Source organism: Rhodococcus sp. WB1 (assembly GCF_001700945.1).
Lineage (GTDB): Bacteria > Actinomycetota > Actinomycetes > Mycobacteriales > Mycobacteriaceae > Rhodococcus > Rhodococcus aetherivorans.
On record NZ_CP015529.1, the window covers coordinates 3,857,640 to 3,875,438 of the forward strand.

The window sequence follows — 17,799 nt, forward strand, 5'->3', positions numbered from 1 at the left end:
GTTCCACAGATCCGGCGCCGCACTCGGTGCGGCAGCGACGAACGAATACCCGGAGGCAGGATCCCTGTAGGTCGAGACGCGCTCGCGCACCGAGTCCGATGCGACCCGCACTGCTCGATCCACTGTCGGCCTCCGACCTTGCGGGTGACCCCGATCGGAGTTACCCGGCGGACCACATCAGGCCCTCTCGCTCACCGCCGTCGTGATCGTCGACCTGGGACAGCACGGGGCATACATGTGGCTGTATAGGTCGAGTATGCAGTATTCGGGTGTTTCACACGGTCTTCAAGCCAAAGATATGTAAAGTTCCGTTACTCCCGACGGGCCGATGACAGCCACCTCCTCACGGTACGCCCGTTCGATCCGACCCTCCTTTTCGGCAATCTCGACCTGGTGCCACACGTCCTCGACGGGATCGGAGTGATCCCCGCCCGGAACGAAGCGGGCGAAGTATCCGGTGGGGATCCGCACCAGCGAGTCTCCGATCGTCAGGTCGGACAGGCCGTCGCAGCGATAGCCGACCACCGCGTTCCATCCGACCTCGGGGTGGCAGATGTAGACCACGACCACCTCGCCGATGCCGCGCGCGCGGATGCGATCCTCCGTAAAGGTCAGCAGTTCGGACCGCTGCCCGGTTGCCCCCGGCTCGAGTCCGGGCAGAACGAGTCCCCCCACATAGTGGTCGTGCAGCTTGGTGAGTTCGAAAGTCATTGCGCACCACCCTTTTCCGTGGTTCGGATCGCCACGTACATGTCGATGCGGTACGCGTGGGGATAGAACTCGAAGTCGCCGGTGAACGACCGGACGATCTCGCCCGCCTCCTCGGCCGCACGGATCTGGTTCCACAGGTCGATGAAGACGCCGGGAAACGTACCGGTCGAGGAGAACTTCGCGTAGGTCCCGGCGGGCAGGCAGGCCACGAGGTGGCCTTCGGTCACCTGATCCAACGACTCGCACTGATACCCGACCGTCTGGGTGTAGTAGGAGTCGATGTCGACCGCATGATCGGTGTAGGCGGAGGCCAGGGGCCCGCCGAGTTCCTGCTTCAGCACCGCCGACCAGGCCCGTTCGAGCGCCCGGTCGCGAACCTTGCCGAGGGCCCGGCGCGGGCTGCGCACGGGCAGGCCGGCGACGAGCGTCCGGTCACGCTGAACGATCTGAAACGACATCGGGCGACCTCCCCAGGATCTCACCGTACGCCTCGACACCCCGGCGTGCCCGACCCACGTGTGGGGTGTGAGTGATTCGAGTCTAGGGGTGTCTACCAATTGGCACCAAACAGCAGGCAAAACAATCTCGAAGATTGTTTCAGGGTTCCATTCATCCCCTCAGTATGATTATCTAATCGAGTCGGACCTGATGTTGCGAATATCTCGTCGGCACGGTTCCCACCGACTGCCCGAGGGGTGCCATCAATGAAGTGCCGCCTGTGCGAATCGGAACGGCTCCTCAGCGTGCTCGATCTCGGCGCCACACCGCCGTGCGAACGCTTCCTGGCCGCGGACGAGCTCGACCTGCCCGAGACCACCTATCCGCTGCACCTGCGGTTGTGCGAGGACTGCCTACTGCTGCAGATCCCGGCGCTGATCACACCCGAGGACACCTTCACCGAATACGCCTACTACTCGTCGTTCTCCGACTCCTGGGTCGACCACGCGCGGCAGTTCGTGGAAGCCGCCATCCGGGATCTACATCTCGGCGCGGGCTCGTCGATCGTGGAGGTCGCCAGCAACGACGGTTATCTGTTGCGGCACGCGGTCGCGGCCGGCATCCCGTGCCTGGGCATCGAACCGTCGGTGAATGTCGGTTCCGCGGCTCGTGCCATCGGGGTTCCCACCGTCACCGCTTTCCTCGACGAAAGCCTCGCCGAGGACATCCGCGGGGAGTACGGGCCCGCGGACCTGGTCGTGGCGAACAACGTCTACGCCCACATCCCGGACCTGCTCGGGTTCACCCGATCGTTGCGCACCCTCGTCGCCGACGACGGCTGGATCTCCATCGAGGTGCACCACGCACTGAACCTCGTGCGCGAAGCGCAGTTCGACACCGTCTACCACGAGCACTTCCAGTACTACACGGTGCTGTCCGCGATGCGGGCGCTCGCCACCGGCGGCCTGTCGGTCGTCGACGTGGAACTTCTCGGCACCCACGGCGGATCGATCCGGCTCTGGGCCCGGCCGGACGAGGTCGCGGATCCCCCCGGGTCACGGGTGGAAGCCGTGCTCGAGGAGGAACGCCGGGCGGGTCTGCACACGAGGGCGGGTTACCGCGAACTCGAGGCCCGCGCCCGTTCCGTCCGCCAAACCCTCCTGCGCTTCCTCCTCGACTGCCACGACCAGGGCCTGTCCGTCGTCGGTTACGGCGCGCCGGGCAAGGGCAACACCCTGCTCAACTACTGCGGCATCCGCCCCGACCTCATGGCGTACACCGTCGACCGGAATCCGTACAAGCACGGGCGTTACACGCCCGGCGCCCGGATCCCGATCCTGCCGCCGGAGCAGATCGACAAGGACCGGCCCGACGTGGTCGTCGCCCTGCCGTGGAACCTGGCGGCCGAACTGACGACGCAGCTGCAGTACATCGCCGCCTGGGGCGGCCGGCTCGTCTTCCCGCTGCCCACTCTGCACACCACCATCGGCCCCGCCGACTTCGTCAGGAGGATCACGGTATGAAAGTCGTTCTGTTCTGTGGCGGCTACGGCATGCGGATGCGCAGCGACCGCACCGACGAAATCCCCAAGCCCATGCAGATGGTGGGACCGCGGCCGCTGCTGTGGCACATCATGAAGTACTACGCGCACTTCGGCCACACCGAGTTCATCCTGTGTCTGGGCTACGGGGGCACCAAGATCAAAGAGTTCTTCCTCGACTACCACGAGGAGGCATCCAACGACTTCGTCATGCACCGCAACCGGGTCGAACTGCTCCATACGGATATCAGCGACTGGTCGATCACCTTCGTCGACACCGGCCTCGAATCCTCGATCGGCGAGCGGCTTCGACGCGTGCGGAACTATCTCGGAGGCGACCAGCACTTCCTGGCCAACTACGCGGACGTGCTCACCGACGCGCCACTCGATCGGATGATCGAGCGGTACCACGAGTCCGGCGCGACCGCCGCACTGCTGGTCGTACCCCCACAGTCCTCGTTCCACTGTGTGGATCTGGCCGAGAACGGCGAAATCAAGGAAATCGTGCCGGTCAGCCACTTCCCCATCTGGGAGAACGGCGGCTACTTCGTGCTGAATCGGGAGATCTTCGAGCTGTTGCCGCCAGGGGGTGACCTTGTCACCGACGTGTGCGGCACCCTTGCGGGCCGCGGCCGCCTGTTCGGATATCGGCACGACGGATTCTGGAAGCCGGCGGATACGTTCAAGGAACGTGCGGAGCTCGACGACAACTACGCGCGAGGGATCCGGCCGTGGATGCTGTGGGAACCGACTGCCGTGGCGGTGCAATCATGATCGAGCTCTGTGCCGGCGACGTCCGAGAGATCGCAGTGCTCGGTGCGCACTGCGACGACATCGCCATCGGTGTCGGCGGCACATTGCTGACGCTGTCGGCTCGGGTCTCGTCCCCGCTGCGCGTGCATGCGTTCGTACTTTCCGGTGAGGACTCGCGGCGCGAGATCGAAGAGCGGCACGCTCTGGCGGCGCTGTGTCCCGGTGCCGAGGTCGAGGTGAGGGTCCTCGACGTTCCCGACGGCCACGCCCCTGGATACTGGGAGCCCATCAAGAACGCACTCGAATCGTTCCGGCACACCTGCGAACCCGACGTGGTGTTCGCGCCGCATCGCGACGACGCGCATCAGGATCATCGAATACTGGCCGAGCTGGTGCCCACCGTCTTCCGTGACCACCTGGTCCTGGGGTACGAGATCCTCAAATGGGAAACGGATACGCCACGACCGACGATCTACCATCCGCTGACCCGCAGGATCGCCGAGGAGAAGGCACGGATCCTGCTCAAGCACTACCCGTCCCAGACCGACCACGACTGGTTCGACGAACAGGCATTCCTGGGTCTTTCCCGTCTCCGCGGCGTGCAATGCCGACGGCCGCACGCCGAGGCCTTCGTCGTGGAGAAGGCCACCGTCCACTTCGGAAAGGTATGACATGCGTGTCCTCGTCACCGGTCATCAGGGATACCTCGGGTCGATCATGGTGCCGGTCCTTCGCTCGTACGGTCACGAGGTGATCGGCCTGGATTCCGGTCTCTTCGCCGACTGCATTCTCGGGCCTGCTCCGCAGGATCCTCCCGCGATCCGGCTCGATCTACGGGACATCACCGCATCGCACCTGACGGGATTCGACGCCGTGATCCACCTCGCGGCCCTGTCCAACGATCCCCTCGGCGCGCTCGAACCGAGAATCACCTACGAGATCAATCACCAGGCCTCCGTGCGGCTCGCTCGATGCGCCAAGGCGGCTGGTGTGCGTCGCTTCCTCTACGCATCCACCTGCTCTGTCTACGGCGCCGCCGGGGAAGAGGCCGTCGACGAGAGTGCACCGCTGCGCCCGCTCACGCCGTACGCGGAGAGCAAGGTGCGCGTCGAGGACGACGTGGCTGCGATCGCCGACCCCGGCTTCTCGCCGGTGTTTCTCCGCAACGCCACCGCATTCGGGTTCTCCCCCCGACTGCGAGCGGACATTGTCCTGAACAACCTGGTGGGGTATGCCGTTCTCACCGGCGAGGTGCGTGTGCTGTCGGACGGAACCCCCTGGCGACCGTTGGTGCACGCTCGGGACATCGCGGAAGCGTTCGCGCGCTGCCTCGTGGCGCCGGTGGACGCCATCCACTGCCACGCATTCAATATCGGCACCGAAACCAACAACCTGACGGTGGCCGACATCGCCGGTGCCGTGGTGGACGTTGTCCCTGGCTCCGAACTCGTGATCACCGGGGAGAGCGGCCCCGACCCTCGCTCGTACCGGGTCGACTTCTCTGCTGCTCGGGATCGGCTCGGCTACGAGGCGAAATGGACAGTTCCCGAAGGCGCCGCGGAACTGTACGAGAAGTACACCGCCTTCAGCTTGAAAGCGGAGGACTTCCACGAGCGGTTCACCCGGCTCTCACACCTGAAGGAGCTACGGGAAACAGGAATCCTGGACGAATCGATGCGGTTTGTCAATGCAATCGCGTGAGCAACTCCCGCCAGCCTCCGGCCTTCGCGTCCCTCGCGGACACGGCCGTTACCGGCAGCGGCCAGTCGATCCCGAGATCCGCGTCGTCGTAGGCGACGCCGATGTCCTCCGCCGGGTCGTGCGGCCGATCGATCCGGTAGCAGACGTCCGCCGTCGCGGTCAGTGCCTGGAACCCGTGCAGGAATCCCGGCGGAACGTAGAGGTGGCGAAATTCTTCGTCGTCGAGCCGGAACGCCTGGCTTCGTCCGAACGTCGGCGAGTCGGGCCGGATGTCGATCAGGACGTCGTGCACCGCGCCGTTCGCACAGCGCACGAGTTTGGCTTCGCCACGGCCGGACCTACCGTGCATTCCCCGGACGACGCCGCGGACCGACCGGGATTGGGAGTCCTGCACGAACGCCGCGGCAGTTCCCGGCCTGCCGAGGTGGTCATCGAACGTCTCCGCGTCGAACGTGCGCGTGAACAGCCCCCGTTCGTCGCGGAAGGGCTGCGGAATCAGCACGATCACGTCGGCCAACTCGGCTTCCTCGATGCGCACGAGGAAATGTTCCCATGAGTGTGTGCCGAGCGTGCGGAATGCCCGATCTGGATCGAGTACTCGATCTCGGAAAGGTGCCGGCCGCCGATCACTTTCCCCCGGCCGACGACGTCATCGGCGACGACGAGGTCTCGCATCCCCTTGCCATGGATCTGTGTGCGACGTGCGGCCTCGCGCAACTCGCCGAGGACGACACGATCATCGAGGAGCCACGCGGCGTCGAACCGCAGGCCCTGAGAGAACAGGCCGTGTGTGCGGTACGGTGCGTCGCTCGATCCGAGCGGTTACGGGGCTCGACCGTACGGGAGTTCGGCAGTCCCCACGGAGGGACGTGGCTTCCGCTGCTCGTCGAGCGTGGCTTCACCGTGGCCGACGGTACCTGTGACGTCGTGCTCGACTGTTTCGGCCTGATGCACGAACCGGACCAGTTGAAGGCCGTGGTCGAGCGAGCCGCTGCCACAGCTCCGGAGGGTGTGCTGCTCGTCCAGTTCCATTCCCTGGCCACCATCGTCTGCCGGGGCCAGTGGAACGCGCTTCGTCATGGCCACTTCGCGTACTACTCGATGACGGCGCTGACCCGCCTCCTCGAGGACGTCGGCATGGGTCCGGTGGCGGCCTGGACGTTCGACCTCTACGGCGGCACGGTCCTCGTCGCGGCCATGCACGGGCAGGTCGAACCGGACGAATCGGTGCGGAGGGTCTTCGCCGACGAAACCGGTATGACCGATCCACGCACCGTAGGTTCACTGCAACGTGCTGCCGACGACCATGTGCGCTCACTGCGCACCTGGCTCGAGGACGAATACCGGTCCGGCAAACGCGTGTACGCATATGGCGCGGCGTCCCGTGCGGTGGCGTTGTTCAGCCTCGCGGCCGTCGACCGGAGGCTGGTGGCCGCGGTAGCCGACGCCTCACCGGCTAAACAAGGGCGCCGAATGCCCGGCACCGACGTGCCGATCATCTCGCCGGAGGAACTCGTTGCAGCTGAGCCGGACCGGGTGCTGCTGACACTTCCGGATCTGCTACCGGAAGTCGATCGGAGGTACCCCGCACTAGCCGGACGATGGAAGGTCGACGGTTCATGAGCTCGATCGGACAAGCCCCTCCCGCGATGCGCATGATCGCGCCCATGCCTCGGCTCCGGGCCGACGGCGCCAGATGGATCGCCGACGTGCGCCGGCTCGAATCCCTGGGGTTCGACACGGTAGCCGTCTCCCAGCACGTCAGCCACGGCTGGCAACTTGCTCCACTGGTCGCCATGGCATACGCCGCGGCCGGCACCACCCGGTTACGGGTCCTGTCCCTCGTGTTGCCGAACGATCTTCACCACCCGGCGTTGCTCGCCAAGGACATCTCGACGATCGACGTGCTCTCAGGCGGACGAGTCGAAGTCGGGATCGGCGCCGGCTGGCAGCCGGACGACTACGCGGCCCTCGGCCTCCGATTCGACACCACCGGCCGGCGGATCGCGAGGCTGGACGAAGCATTGACGGTGTTGCGGCGCTACTTCACGGCCGAGTTCGTCGATTTCGAGGGAGAACACTATCGAATCGGCCACATGGAAGCCCTTCCACGGTGCGTACAGCAACCGAATCCGCCGATTCTCGTCGGCGCCGGAGGGCCCCGGATGCTCGACCTCGCCGGACGTGCCGCCGACATCGTCGGGATACACCCGAGCATGCGCGCCAACACGATCGACGAAGCGGCGATCGCCGACCTCACGGCCGATCGCATCGAGGCCAAGATCCGGAGAGTCCGGGCCGCCGCCGACGCCGCGGGGCGGCCCTGTCCCGTCCTCCAGTTCAACTGCTACTACGTCCGCGTGACGGACGCGCCGCACGGTTCCGTGCCACGTTCGTCGTGGTCGGGGCACATCGAGGCGGCCGGCGACACGTTGAAGGGCTCGCCGGCGATACTTGTCGGCACAGCGTCGGAATGCGCGGCGCAACTGCTCGAGTGGCGAGACCGATACGGAATCACATACTGGCACTTGGGTCAGGACGTCGACAGCGCTGCTCGGATCATCGAAAAACTGGCTGTGCAGTCCGTTTCGGTCCGGACGGCTGCGCCGTGAGTACATCGGCTGCACCCGATACTCCGCTACGCCGGGGCCTTCGGCGATTCGCCATGCACCGAGGGCTCCCGCTGCGATCCCGGGCACGGACCCCCCATGGCTGACAGCAGTCTGTCCACGGGAATCCGCTGGAGTGGCATTTCCGTGATCGGTAGGGAGGTGTCCCGAGCCGGGTTCACGATCGTGCTTGCCCGGTTGATCGGTCCCGAGGCATTCGGCATCGTCGCGCAGGCATTGGTCTATATCGGCATCGTCGCACTCCTGCTGGACCAGGGCTTTTCCAGCGCACTGATCCAGCGCGAACGCATCGAACCCGACATGCCCGGTGCGGTCGTTACGGTCAATCTGGCCGTCGGGGGGGCGCTCACCGCCCTGACCTGCGCCGTCGCCTCGACATGGGCCTCCTTCATGCACTCCCCCGAGCTCACCCTCGTGCTCGTGGCGCTTTCGCCCAGCTTGCTCATCCGAGCCGCCTCGATCACTCCGCGGGCGCTGCTCCAGCGCGACATGCGGTTCCGCGAGATCGGCCTCGCCGACATCACGGCCGCAATGGTCGGCGGGTTGGCCGGGTTGGGTGTCGCGCTGGCAGGGGGCAGTTATTGGGGACTGGTGGCACAGATTGTCACCACCGACTCGGTGCTGCTGCTGATGCTGCTGGCAGCGGGAGCCGGACGGTCGCCGAATCTGCGTCTGAGGCACCTGCGCGACATCGCCGCCTTTTCGTGGCGGGCGTTCACCGCCGGACTGCTGATCAACTCGGTGTCCCGGAATATCGACAACCTGTTGGTAGGACGGTTTCAGGGCCCTCAAGCTCTGGCCTTCTACGGCTTGGCGTATCGGCTGCTGCTCTTGCCGGTTCAGCTGGCATGCACCACCGTCGGCGCGGTGTTGTTTCCCGCGTTCGCCCGACTGGCGCACGACCTCGATGCGCTTCGTAGGGAACTGGCGCGTGCAACGCGCGCCAATGCCGTCCTCGCGCTGCCCGTCATGGCCACGGCCGCCGTAGCAGCGCCCCAATTCATGGCCCTGCTGTTCGGCTCCCAATGGGAACCTGCAATCCCCATCATTCAGGTACTCGCCATGGCAGGCGCCATACAGGCGATCTACCAGCCGTCGACAGCTCCCCTGATGCTCGGGCTCGGGCACGCAGGGCTTAACCTGCGCTATGCGTGGCTCACCACCGTCGTGTCCACCACAGGCATCGTCGCCGGCCTGCCGTTCGGTCCGTTCGGCGTGGCAGTCGGCTACAGTCTTGCGACCGGACTGCTCGTCCCCGTCGAGTGGCTCATCCGGCGGCGACTCCTCGGCGTAACTCTGCGCAGCCAGGTCGCCTTGTTGCTGCCGGGTCTCCACGTGGCGATCTGGGCGGCGGCGACCTACCTTCTGGTTGCCGTCCTCGTGCCGGATCGCACTGTGGTCGTGCTCGTACTCGGAATGCCGGGAGCGGCCGTTGCGGGTGCAACCGTTCTGCGACTCGCACATCCAACACTCTTCGCCGAACTTCGGCACATGGCCGACCGGGTACTCGGCCGCGGGGGCGGTCCGCCCGTTTCCTCCGAGGGTCGCACCGACGTCGCGCGCTAATCGACAGCGGCCTCGACCACGGGCTGCATCCGACGCTCCCACGAAACCGCGTCGATGAACTGCTGTCGCCGGCCTTCCGGTGCGCTCCCCATGTCGAGGACCCGCTTCACGCCACTCGCCCATTCCTCGCGCCGGCAGATACACACCCGCTCGTCGTCGACTCCGTGAATGGGGGGCAGATCAACCGACAGCACGGGGAGCCCGGCAGCGAGATACTCGTAGAGTTTGAGGGGCGACATCGCGCGGATACAGGCCTGATCGCGGTGCGGAATCAATCCGACGTCGCAGGCTTGCACCAATGCTGCGAGTTCATGCTGCCCGACTGGGTCGAACACATGCACGCGGTCGAGCGAACGCAGCCACTCGACGGTCCGCGCATCTCCTGGATAGCCGATCATGACCAGCGAACCCACCATGCTCGCCGTGGTCTCGACCAGATCCGCTTCGAGACGGTCGTCGATCGTGCCGGTGTAGACGGCGCGAGGTCGCGGCAGCGCCGCGATCCGATCGGGTTCAGGACGCCGCGGACGCCACACGTCGGCGATCACCCCGTTGGGCACGACTGTGGTGCGCGGCGAAATACGCTCTGCGAGTTCCTCGGACACCGCGAATATCGCGGCTCCGCGTTCCTCGATGCGCCGGTAGGCTTCGCGGTAGAGATCCCACCATCGAACCACCCCCTCCCCTGTCGCCCAATCGTCCTGGCCGAAATACACGACTTTGCTGATCCACGGAGAATCACAGAATGCCGCCACGAAGGGGTTGTAGGTGACCAGGGCCGCCGACCTCGGACGCGGTTTCCGTTCGCCGCGAGTCCGAGCCAGCGCGCGCCCGAGCACTGCGCCGTAGCGGCGATAGGACCGTTCCACCCTGCCGAGATCGGTGGGATCGCCCGTCCGCAATCGGTGAGGCCGGACGCGGACCGCTTTTCGCCCGGCGACTGTGATGTCCTCGACGAGCCGGACAGGCCGACGGCGCGCCGCGGATACGACGTAGGAACGCCACGGATCGGCCACGATCAGTCCGCCGACCCGATCGTCGTGGGCAAGGGCAAGCAGCGTTTGGTCGGGCGGTCGGCAGAATTCACGACCGACTGCATCGTCGAACATCTCGTACGAGAACCCGAACACCACGTCAGGCCGGGGAGACGCCGAAGGGCTTCGCTCCATACCTCCAGATCCTAGGTCGATCGGTGCAGGGAAGGTCGCCGATCGGGATCCGCGATATCGAGGTCCTCGCGTGCCGGTCAGGCCCGACCGTAAGGCAGGATTCCGTCCGTATCGATTTCGACGCCGACCGCACGATCCGACAGAGCTGCGTCCCATACACTGGCCGGTAGTCACGGCACCCTCGGCTCGAAACGGAGAACGCGTGGGTGAGGCTTCGAAACAACTGGCCTTCCATCCGTGTGGTGGTGGCGTCGATATGCATGCTGGTGATCGCAGCACTGGTTACCGGGTTGCCGGTCTACGTCCGGCCACAGACTGATTCGCTGCGCCCTGCCGACGCGATCTTCGTCCTCGGCGGTGAGGACTGGCGCCGCCACTCGCTCGGCATCGAGCTCGGCATGGCAGGCTGGGCGCCGAAGGTGGTTCTCTCCCATCCCGACGGGCCGGGTGACAACTGGGCCTCGGAGAACTGCGGGAAGGCGTATCCCGGATTCGAAGTGGACTGTTTCCTCCCCGATCCATCGACGACCCGGGGCGAAGCGCGAGAAGTGCGCCGCCGGGCCGAGCAGTACGGTTGGAACCGGGTGATCGTCGTGACGTACACACCGCACATCTCCCGAGCTCGATTCGTCCTGCAGCGGTGCTTCGACGGCGAATTGATCATGGTGGCAAGCCCAGCGGAGCTCTCGCTGTGGGGATGGGCGTCCGAGTACCTATACCAGACCGCGGGCTATCTGAAGGCCGAACTGGAGCCGGGATGTTGAAAGGCGGACGATGCGAGGCAATCGTGCAGTACTGCTCCAGGGCGCACGCATCTGGGCGTTTCCGCTGTGGTGGATCTCCGCCCACTGGGACTCGACGGATGCGATCACGGAGGACGTCGACTGGTGGAGCGAGTGCATCGGGGACGCGGATCTGGCGTCCCTCGACAGGTACTCGAGATTCGCCTATCTGGCCGGGGCGCTCACCGAGTTTCGTACGCTCGTGCACTACCGTCTCCGTTCCGCCCCGCCGGTCCTACGGATGCTGCTTCGCGCGCTGTACCGACCCGCCGCCACGCTGACTCTCGAAGCGGACCGAATCGGTCCCGGTCTCTTCATTCAGCACGGCGTCGGCACGATCGTCACGGCCGAATCCATCGGGCGTCATTGCTGGATCAACCAGCAGGTCACCATCGGTCACGACGCGCGGGGAAGGCCGACCCTCGGTGACGGGGTCCGCGTCGGCGCCGGCGCGATCGTGATCGGTCCGATCACCCTGCACGACGGGTCGACCGTCGGCGCGAACGCGACGGTGATCCGTGATGTGCCTGCAGGGACGACCGTAGTCGCCCCGTTGGCCACCGAACTCAGGGGCCCGCGAGTGACCGGCGACGAACCAGGCTAGGTACCCACAGCAGATCCGGGAGAACTTGCGCCAGGCAAATGCCCAGTACAGACGCGCACACCACGCCCACTGCTCCGAACGGTCCCGCCAACGCGAACCCTAGCCCGAGACTGAGTGCGGCCATGACGACCGTCCACAGCGCTTGCCACCGCGCCTCGCCGGGACCGACCAGCAGCACGTTCGCCGGGAGATGTGCGGTTTGTGCGACCATCAGCACACCGAATCCGAGCGCGAGCAATGCAGACACGTCGATCTGACCGCCCGAAAGCACGGACGCGGCCCATGGGCCGAGCAGCGCGATTCCGCTGGCCCCGATCGATGCGCACAGGACGAGTACAGCCGTGAGCCGCCACCACATCCGGATCGTCTCGTCAGGGGCGGACCGTCGTTGCACGAACACCGGCCAATAAGCCAATCCCACCGTCGAGAGAACCGACCAGACCACACCGTAGATCTGGGCCATCACGGCGTACTCGGACAGTTCAGTGGGTGTCGACAGATGCGCCAGGAGAACCCGTCCGGACTGGAGCCCGATGGGCAGCCCCACGCCGACGACGAACAGCCATCCGCTGCCCGCCAGCAGCCTGGCGCCGGTCGTCGGTGCGGACGTCCGTGCAAACGCCGACCATCCGAGCCCGCTCAGTCGCAAAGCCAAGACCGTACCGAGAATCTGTCCGCCGAGCAGACCACCGAGCGCCGATACTGCGTACCAGATCTCGTTCACCCCGGTCACGTACAGCACGAGGGTGATGACCAGCGCGACAGCCGGACAGCTCATCTGCACCAGCGTCGCCTCAGGGATCCGTCCGATCCCGATGAGGATCCGGAAACCGAGGCCGGCAGGAATCGTGAGCGCGAAGACACACGCGGCAAGAGTGATCGCCCACCGGTCCGCGGGACCACTGGACATGCCGACGAGCACGGTCCAGCCGTCGAATGCCATGACGACCAAGGCCCCGGACACGACTGCGGCGGCGACCACGAACAGGACGCGATAGGCACGTCGGATGACATCGGCCGCACTCGAATCCCCCTCATGCTGATGGAGCGTCGCACTGGCGCTCAGCACCGTCGCGCCGATCCCGAAGTCGACGAATGGCACGAGAAGAGTGATCGTTGCGATCAAGGACACCAGCCCGAAGACCGCCGCTCCCGTCTCGTGCGCGATGACGGCCGTGTTGGCGAGTCCCAGGACAGCAACCACCGGAGTACCGAGAATGCGGTACAGCGTGCCCCGGAACAATGCTCGACGCTCCTCCGGCGTGAGCTGATCGTGCTCCGCTGCCATCAACGGACCGATGCATGTGCTGTGCGCACAAGTATCCGCGCGGCGCCGAGAACTGCGTAGACGACCGCGAACGGACCCGGCCTGCCATGACGTATCGCCGACCACATCGAGCGCCGCACACCTGCCAGCGACCGCGCGGACACCGCCGCGCTCACCGGGCTCGTGCAGAGGTAATCACCACGAACGCGCGGCGATTCCTCACCGAGATACTGCAGTCCCCAGGCAATGTACTCATCGGCTCGGTCCGACGAGCTGTGGGACAGGGACGAATTCCCCACGTGGTAGGTACTCAACACGTCCGGATGGTGGACGAGGCAGACATCAGGGACGGCACGTCGGATCCGGAGCAGCCAGCTCGCCTCCTCGTGCGGCGCGTCCGCGTCGGTATCCCATGGGACGGTGCCCACGAGGTCCACGGGGAAGCACAGTGTCGAGGTCTGCAAAGTCGCGCCACCGACCGTGAATCCGGTGAACCGGAACAGATACTCTGCGACGGATTGCCCCGATCCGATAAGTCGCCGCGGCCAGACTCGCCGCCGGGTCCCCGGCCCGACGACCGCCATACGCGACGATGCGATCCAGGGCTTTCCGAAGGCCGCCTCATGCTCGACGGCCGCCAACTGTCGTTCGAGCTTGACCCGGCGCCACTCGTCGTCGTCGTCGAGCAGAGCGATCACGCTCCCGTGCGCGGCATCGATTCCCAGTTGCCGACATCTGGCGGGTCCGACCCGACCTTCGCTGCGCAGCACCACGATGCGGTCGTCCGACGGCAGGGACATGGCCAGATCGGTGTCCGCGACCACGATGACCTCGGCGACCGGATACGTCTGCTCGAGAGCGGATTGCACAGCGCCGTACAGGGAAGGCCGACCGAGCGTGGGGATCACGACGCTCACACTCGGTCTCATGACGAGTCCCGTACAGCAACCATCGGCCGGCGGACGCGTACCGCGCAGAAGAAGAGCGTGATGCAGGCAAACTCCGGGATCATGTTGTACGTCCATGGCGCGTAGAGCAGGTCCCAGATGCCTTGCAGTGCGAGGGTCACCACGAGCGGACTCCAGCGGCCGAAAGATGTGCTGTTCCAGACCACGCCGACGCAGGCGACGAGGAGCCACAGCGGCAGAAGCACCGCCAGAATGCCGCCCTCGACCCAGGAACCCAGCAGGATCGAATGGGTTGCGGAGTAATCACTCGGCGGCAGCCGCCAGTAGAGTTCGAACGGGAAAGTGGGATCGAATCCCATCCGGATCGCCAGGTGCTGGGCCCGGGCATACACGTCCGGAGTCAGGTTGAAGGCACTTCCCCAACCGAGGAACGGACGCTCGAGGATCGCTGTGATGTTCAGCGGGGGCTCGGTGCGGCCGGCCAGCAGCAACGGCAGATTCGTGGCATCCTGCTCCAGCGTCTTCTGCTGCAGCGCGGCCCCGAACAGTCCTGCCCGCGCAGCGATCGGCATCACCTGCGCGAAGACCAACCCGAACACCGCGACCCCCAGGAACTGCCAGCCTCGTCCGATCCGGGAGCCCAGCATGTGCCGGGTGAAGACGATGGCGCCGGCGAGGAGACACACGAGGGCATGCGAGCGGAAGTTCAGTCCCAGGCTCGCCAGCCCAAGCGCCACGAGCACCGCCGACTGCAACAGCGGCTGAATCCGCGCCGTCGTCATTCCGAAGAGGACGAGAATCGTCACCGCGTGAGCGATTCCGTACTTCCAAAGGTCAGGAATGCTCCCGGTTCGCGTCAGTTCGATTCCCTGGGTCAGGAAGAAGGCCATAGTGCCGGTGGCGATTCCGGCGAGGACTGTGGCGGTCGCGTCCACCGCACGGACTGTGAGCACGGTCAGGCCCACGAGGTAGAGCAGGAATGCAGGAAATGCGATTGCGTTGGGCCATAGCACGGTGACCCCGTTCACCGCGCACGACGCGACAAAGGAGAGTGATCCCGCCACCGCGAGTACGGCCGGCAACAGGTCGATCCCCCGGTGCATCATGAGCAGGAATCCGGGTGCCAGCAGCAGACAGACCACCGACAACCCGGTGACGGTGAAATTCGCCAATTGAACACCCGATGTGGCGCCGATAGCGAACAGGGCCACTCGGGCCAGCACCTGACGGTGTGCACGCTGGCGTTCGGCCACGGTAGGGACGGATGCACACCCGAGATCTGTCACGAAATGCCCCTCGGTCGGAGCCGAACACGGCGTATCCTCTCGAAGTGTAGTGCGTTGTCCTGCGGAGGTGCGCGTGTCCGCTGCACAGTCCAAGCGGTCGCTGCAATCCCTGCGTGGCCGCCCCTACGACAAGGGTCGCGGCTTCGCCGCCCAAGCCCTGTGGGTTGCGGTCTCGACGCTGATCTTCACCCAGGTATGGTGTCCGGCGCGCCTGCGGTGCACGATCCTGCGGTGCTTCGGGGCCCGCATCGGCACCGGGGTGCTGATCAAGCACCGGGTCAAAGTTCAATGGCCGTGGAAGCTGGTGGTCGGGAACGATTCGTGGATCGGAACAGATGCCGATCTCTACAACATCGACGAAATCGTGATCGGTTCGGATGTCTGCGTTTCGCAGTACACCTACCTCTGCACGGGGAGTCACGACAGGCGGTCGAAGACCTTCGAGTTCGACAACGGCCCGATCGTCATCGAGGACGGCGTCTGGCTCTGCGCCGGTTCCACCGTCTTGCGGGGCGTGACCATCGGCGCGAATTCGGTCGTGGGAGCGAGAGCACTGGTGACCGCCGACGTTCCTCCCGATTCACTCGTCCGGGCTCCGCGATCGATCGTCACACCGGGTTGACTCCGTGCGCATCCTGCAAGTGGTCACGCTGCTCGACCCCGACGGCGCGTACGGGGGACCCGCCCGGGTCGCGCTCAATCAGAGTATGGAGCTGATCCGCCGGGGCCACGAGGTGACGCTCGGCGCCGGCGCCCGGGGGTTCCCGGTCGTACCGACCCGCTTGAACGACGTACCGGTCAAGCTGTTCACCGTCCGAACCGTAGTTCCCAGGACGGGGTTCGCCGGTGTCGGTGCGCCCGGATTGCAGCGATGGTTCCACCGCAACCGAACTCGGTTCGACATCGTCCACATCCATTTCGGCCGCGACCTCGTCGTGCTCCCGCTTGCGGTGAGCGCGCGGCACCACGGGATCCTGTACGTGCTCCAGCCCCACGGCATGGTCACTCCGTCCGATCATCCGCTCGCCGGCCCACTCGACGCACTGTGGACGAGGAAGGTGCTGCGCGACGCCGGAGCCGTGTTCCACCTCACCGCGCTGGAGAAGGACCAGCTCGCCACCGTCGCACGGACGTCATTGCCTTTCGTGCAGCTCGGCAACGGCGTGCCGTGCTACCCACCCGGCCGGCCGAGCGCGGAACCTCCCGAGGTGCTCTTCGTCGCACGCATGCACCCGCGCAAACGCCCGACGGCTTTCGTGGAAATGGCCGAAGTTCTGCTCTCCGCCGGGATGGACGCCCGGTTCACCCTGGTGGGACCGGACGAGGGCGAGGGCCCGGCGCTGCGCGCCATGCTCGCAGCCGAAGCAGACCCGCGGATTTCCTGGGAGGGAGCGCTCGACCCGGACGACGTGCCCCGGCGAATGGCGGCAGCGACCGTGTACGTGCTCCCCTCAGTGCGTGAGCCCTACCCGATGTCGGTGCTCGAAGCCATGTCCGTGGGTGTTCCCGTCGTGGTGACCCGCGACTGTGGGCTCGCCCCGACGATCGAACGAACAGGCAGCGGAATCGTCACGGAGCCGACAGTGCCCGCTCTGGTCACCGCGGTCGAGTCGCTGCTTGCCGACCGGTCTCTCGCGCGTGCCATGGGGGAACGAGGACGCCGTGCTGTGCGCACCGACCTGGGGATGCACGCGGTCGGTGACCGACTGCTCGATACCTACACGGACGTGGCCGGGAGTGAACGATGAAGCGACTCACCATTGCTCCACGGACGCTCGTGGCCGTCCTCGCGGCCAACGTCTTGGTCAGCGCCCTCGTAGCCACTTCGGTCTTCGCGATGACACGTACCAGCGAGGCAGATGCGTCCCCACTCGCCATCGCGGTGGTGGGCGACGAATGGTCGGCCGGATTCCGCAACCGAACGGTGTGGCCGACGCTCATGGCCGAACGAACGGGATGGTCCGTCGCCAATTTCGCCCTGCCCGACTCCGGCTTCGTCGCCGATGGTCAGGGCGGCCACGCGTTCACCTATCAGGTCGACCGCGCGGATGCTGTCGATCCACGGGTCGTCCTGATCGTCGGGGGGCTCGGCGACACCGGACTGCCGGACACGGAGGCGATCGTGGTGGGCGCGACCGATGCGATCAACAAGATCATCGTCGGTGGCCGGCGCCCCCTCTTGGTCGGGCCCACGTGGTTCGAGACGCCGGTTCCGGCATCCGTCGTCCGGGTGTCCGACGTTCTCCGCAGCACCGCAGACGAGATGGGGGTGCCGTACCTGGATGCACTCGATCCCCCGTTGCTGACGAGGGATCAGATGTGGCCGGACCTGAGCGGGCCGACGGACGCCGGACAATCGGCGCTCGCCGACATGATCGCGGCGTGGGTCCGCACGCAGGTCATCCGATGAACCGCACCCGACTGTTGGGTACGGCCGCGATGAT

The 17,799-nt window shown here is 65.9% G+C and carries 19 protein-coding genes; 12 read left to right on the forward strand and 7 right to left on the reverse strand.

Annotated elements, in window-relative coordinates; genetic code table 11:
• Positions 1-285: 285 nt before the first annotated feature.
• Together A4U64_RS17025 and A4U64_RS17030 are read right to left on the reverse strand one after the other, a co-directional pair.
• Positions 286-711 carry a hypothetical protein gene (locus A4U64_RS17025; protein ID WP_029542164.1) on the reverse strand — a complete coding sequence of 142 codons (426 nt, stop codon included), beginning with the start codon at positions 709-711 and terminating at the stop codon, positions 286-288.
• Positions 708-1,169 (reverse strand): GyrI-like domain-containing protein, encoded by a 462-nt coding sequence (locus A4U64_RS17030; RefSeq protein WP_029542162.1) that lies wholly within the window; start codon positions 1,167-1,169, stop codon positions 708-710. Before A4U64_RS17030 ends, A4U64_RS17025 begins: the two co-directional genes overlap by 4 nt.
• A 246-nt stretch (positions 1,170-1,415) precedes the next feature.
• On the opposite strand from A4U64_RS17030, the gene A4U64_RS17035 reads away from it, so the two are divergent.
• The 4 genes from A4U64_RS17035 to A4U64_RS17050 are packed head-to-tail and all read left to right on the forward strand — an operon-like array spanning position 1,416 to position 5,143.
• On the forward strand, positions 1,416-2,672 hold the full coding sequence (locus tag A4U64_RS17035) for a class I SAM-dependent methyltransferase (protein WP_029542160.1): 1,257 nt from the start codon (positions 1,416-1,418) through the stop codon (positions 2,670-2,672).
• The gene (locus A4U64_RS17040) at positions 2,669-3,463 is read left to right on the forward strand and encodes a glucose-1-phosphate cytidylyltransferase (RefSeq protein ID WP_029542158.1); all 795 of its coding nucleotides are present in this window, start codon (positions 2,669-2,671) and stop codon (positions 3,461-3,463) included. Before A4U64_RS17035 ends, A4U64_RS17040 begins: the two co-directional genes overlap by 4 nt.
• Positions 3,460-4,113, forward strand: coding sequence for a PIG-L deacetylase family protein (locus A4U64_RS17045; protein ID WP_029542156.1), 654 nt, complete (start codon positions 3,460-3,462; stop codon positions 4,111-4,113). Before A4U64_RS17040 ends, A4U64_RS17045 begins: the two co-directional genes overlap by 4 nt.
• Position 4,114: 1 nt before the next feature.
• Positions 4,115-5,143, forward strand: coding sequence for an NAD-dependent epimerase/dehydratase family protein (locus A4U64_RS17050; RefSeq protein ID WP_029542153.1), 1,029 nt, complete (start codon positions 4,115-4,117; stop codon positions 5,141-5,143).
• Here A4U64_RS17050 and rfbC read toward each other — a convergent pair.
• Positions 5,127-5,681, reverse strand: coding sequence for a dTDP-4-dehydrorhamnose 3,5-epimerase (rfbC, locus tag A4U64_RS17055; RefSeq protein ID WP_029542151.1), 555 nt, complete (start codon positions 5,679-5,681; stop codon positions 5,127-5,129). The two genes, A4U64_RS17050 and rfbC, sit on opposite strands and share 17 nt — an antisense overlap.
• 14 nt (positions 5,682-5,695) lie before the next feature.
• Between rfbC and A4U64_RS17060 the strand changes: the two genes are divergently transcribed.
• The 3 genes from A4U64_RS17060 to A4U64_RS17070 all read left to right on the forward strand — a co-directional run bounded on the left by A4U64_RS17060 (position 5,696) and on the right by A4U64_RS17070 (position 9,339).
• Positions 5,696-6,766: a class I SAM-dependent methyltransferase gene (locus A4U64_RS17060; protein ID WP_029542149.1), complete on the forward strand. Its 1,071-nt coding sequence runs from the start codon at positions 5,696-5,698 to the stop codon at positions 6,764-6,766.
• A 44-nt stretch (positions 6,767-6,810) separates the two neighbouring features.
• Positions 6,811-7,755: a TIGR03621 family F420-dependent LLM class oxidoreductase gene (locus A4U64_RS17065; protein ID WP_185713733.1), complete on the forward strand. Its 945-nt coding sequence runs from the start codon at positions 6,811-6,813 to the stop codon at positions 7,753-7,755.
• A gap of 96 nt (positions 7,756-7,851) precedes the next feature.
• The gene (locus A4U64_RS17070) at positions 7,852-9,339 is read left to right on the forward strand and encodes a lipopolysaccharide biosynthesis protein (RefSeq protein WP_083662413.1); all 1,488 of its coding nucleotides are present in this window, start codon (positions 7,852-7,854) and stop codon (positions 9,337-9,339) included.
• Here the strand turns inward: A4U64_RS17070 and A4U64_RS17075 are convergent.
• Positions 9,336-10,472: a glycosyltransferase gene (locus A4U64_RS17075; protein WP_065922864.1), complete on the reverse strand. Its 1,137-nt coding sequence runs from the start codon at positions 10,470-10,472 to the stop codon at positions 9,336-9,338. The two genes, A4U64_RS17070 and A4U64_RS17075, sit on opposite strands and share 4 nt — an antisense overlap.
• Before the next feature lie 296 nt (positions 10,473-10,768).
• Here A4U64_RS17075 and A4U64_RS17080 point away from each other — a divergent pair, with 296 nt between their 5' ends.
• Entirely contained in the window at positions 10,769-11,272 is a 504-nt protein-coding gene (locus tag A4U64_RS17080) for a YdcF family protein (protein WP_050034803.1), read from the forward strand.
• Between the two features lie 10 nt (positions 11,273-11,282).
• Positions 11,283-11,894 (forward strand): serine O-acetyltransferase, encoded by a 612-nt coding sequence (locus A4U64_RS17085; protein WP_050034802.1) that lies wholly within the window; start codon positions 11,283-11,285, stop codon positions 11,892-11,894.
• On the opposite strand, the gene A4U64_RS17090 is transcribed toward A4U64_RS17085, so the two are convergent.
• The 3 genes from A4U64_RS17090 to A4U64_RS17100 are packed head-to-tail and all read right to left on the reverse strand — an operon-like array spanning position 11,857 to position 15,322.
• Positions 11,857-13,182: a lipopolysaccharide biosynthesis protein gene (locus tag A4U64_RS17090; RefSeq protein ID WP_065922865.1), complete on the reverse strand. Its 1,326-nt coding sequence runs from the start codon at positions 13,180-13,182 to the stop codon at positions 11,857-11,859. The two genes, A4U64_RS17085 and A4U64_RS17090, sit on opposite strands and share 38 nt — an antisense overlap.
• Positions 13,182-14,078, reverse strand: a complete 897-nt coding sequence (locus A4U64_RS17095) for a glycosyltransferase family 2 protein (RefSeq protein WP_232334095.1) — start codon at positions 14,076-14,078, stop codon at positions 13,182-13,184. The genes A4U64_RS17090 and A4U64_RS17095 overlap by 1 nt, the downstream gene beginning before the upstream one ends.
• Positions 14,079-14,086: 8 nt before the next feature.
• Entirely contained in the window at positions 14,087-15,322 is a 1,236-nt protein-coding gene (locus A4U64_RS17100; RefSeq protein ID WP_230304433.1) for a hypothetical protein, read from the reverse strand.
• A gap of 292 nt (positions 15,323-15,614) precedes the next feature.
• Here A4U64_RS17100 and A4U64_RS17105 point away from each other — a divergent pair, with 292 nt between their 5' ends.
• From A4U64_RS17105 to A4U64_RS17115, 3 genes are read left to right on the forward strand one after another with little or no spacing between them, the layout of a single operon-like run.
• The gene (locus tag A4U64_RS17105) at positions 15,615-15,977 is read left to right on the forward strand and encodes a putative colanic acid biosynthesis acetyltransferase (protein ID WP_312026524.1); all 363 of its coding nucleotides are present in this window, start codon (positions 15,615-15,617) and stop codon (positions 15,975-15,977) included.
• A gap of 4 nt (positions 15,978-15,981) precedes the next feature.
• Positions 15,982-17,103, forward strand: coding sequence for a glycosyltransferase (locus tag A4U64_RS17110; protein WP_065922866.1), 1,122 nt, complete (start codon positions 15,982-15,984; stop codon positions 17,101-17,103).
• Positions 17,100-17,765 carry an SGNH/GDSL hydrolase family protein gene (locus tag A4U64_RS17115; protein ID WP_050034797.1) on the forward strand — a complete coding sequence of 222 codons (666 nt, stop codon included), beginning with the start codon at positions 17,100-17,102 and terminating at the stop codon, positions 17,763-17,765. Before A4U64_RS17110 ends, A4U64_RS17115 begins: the two co-directional genes overlap by 4 nt.
• Positions 17,766-17,799 lie beyond the last annotated feature (34 nt).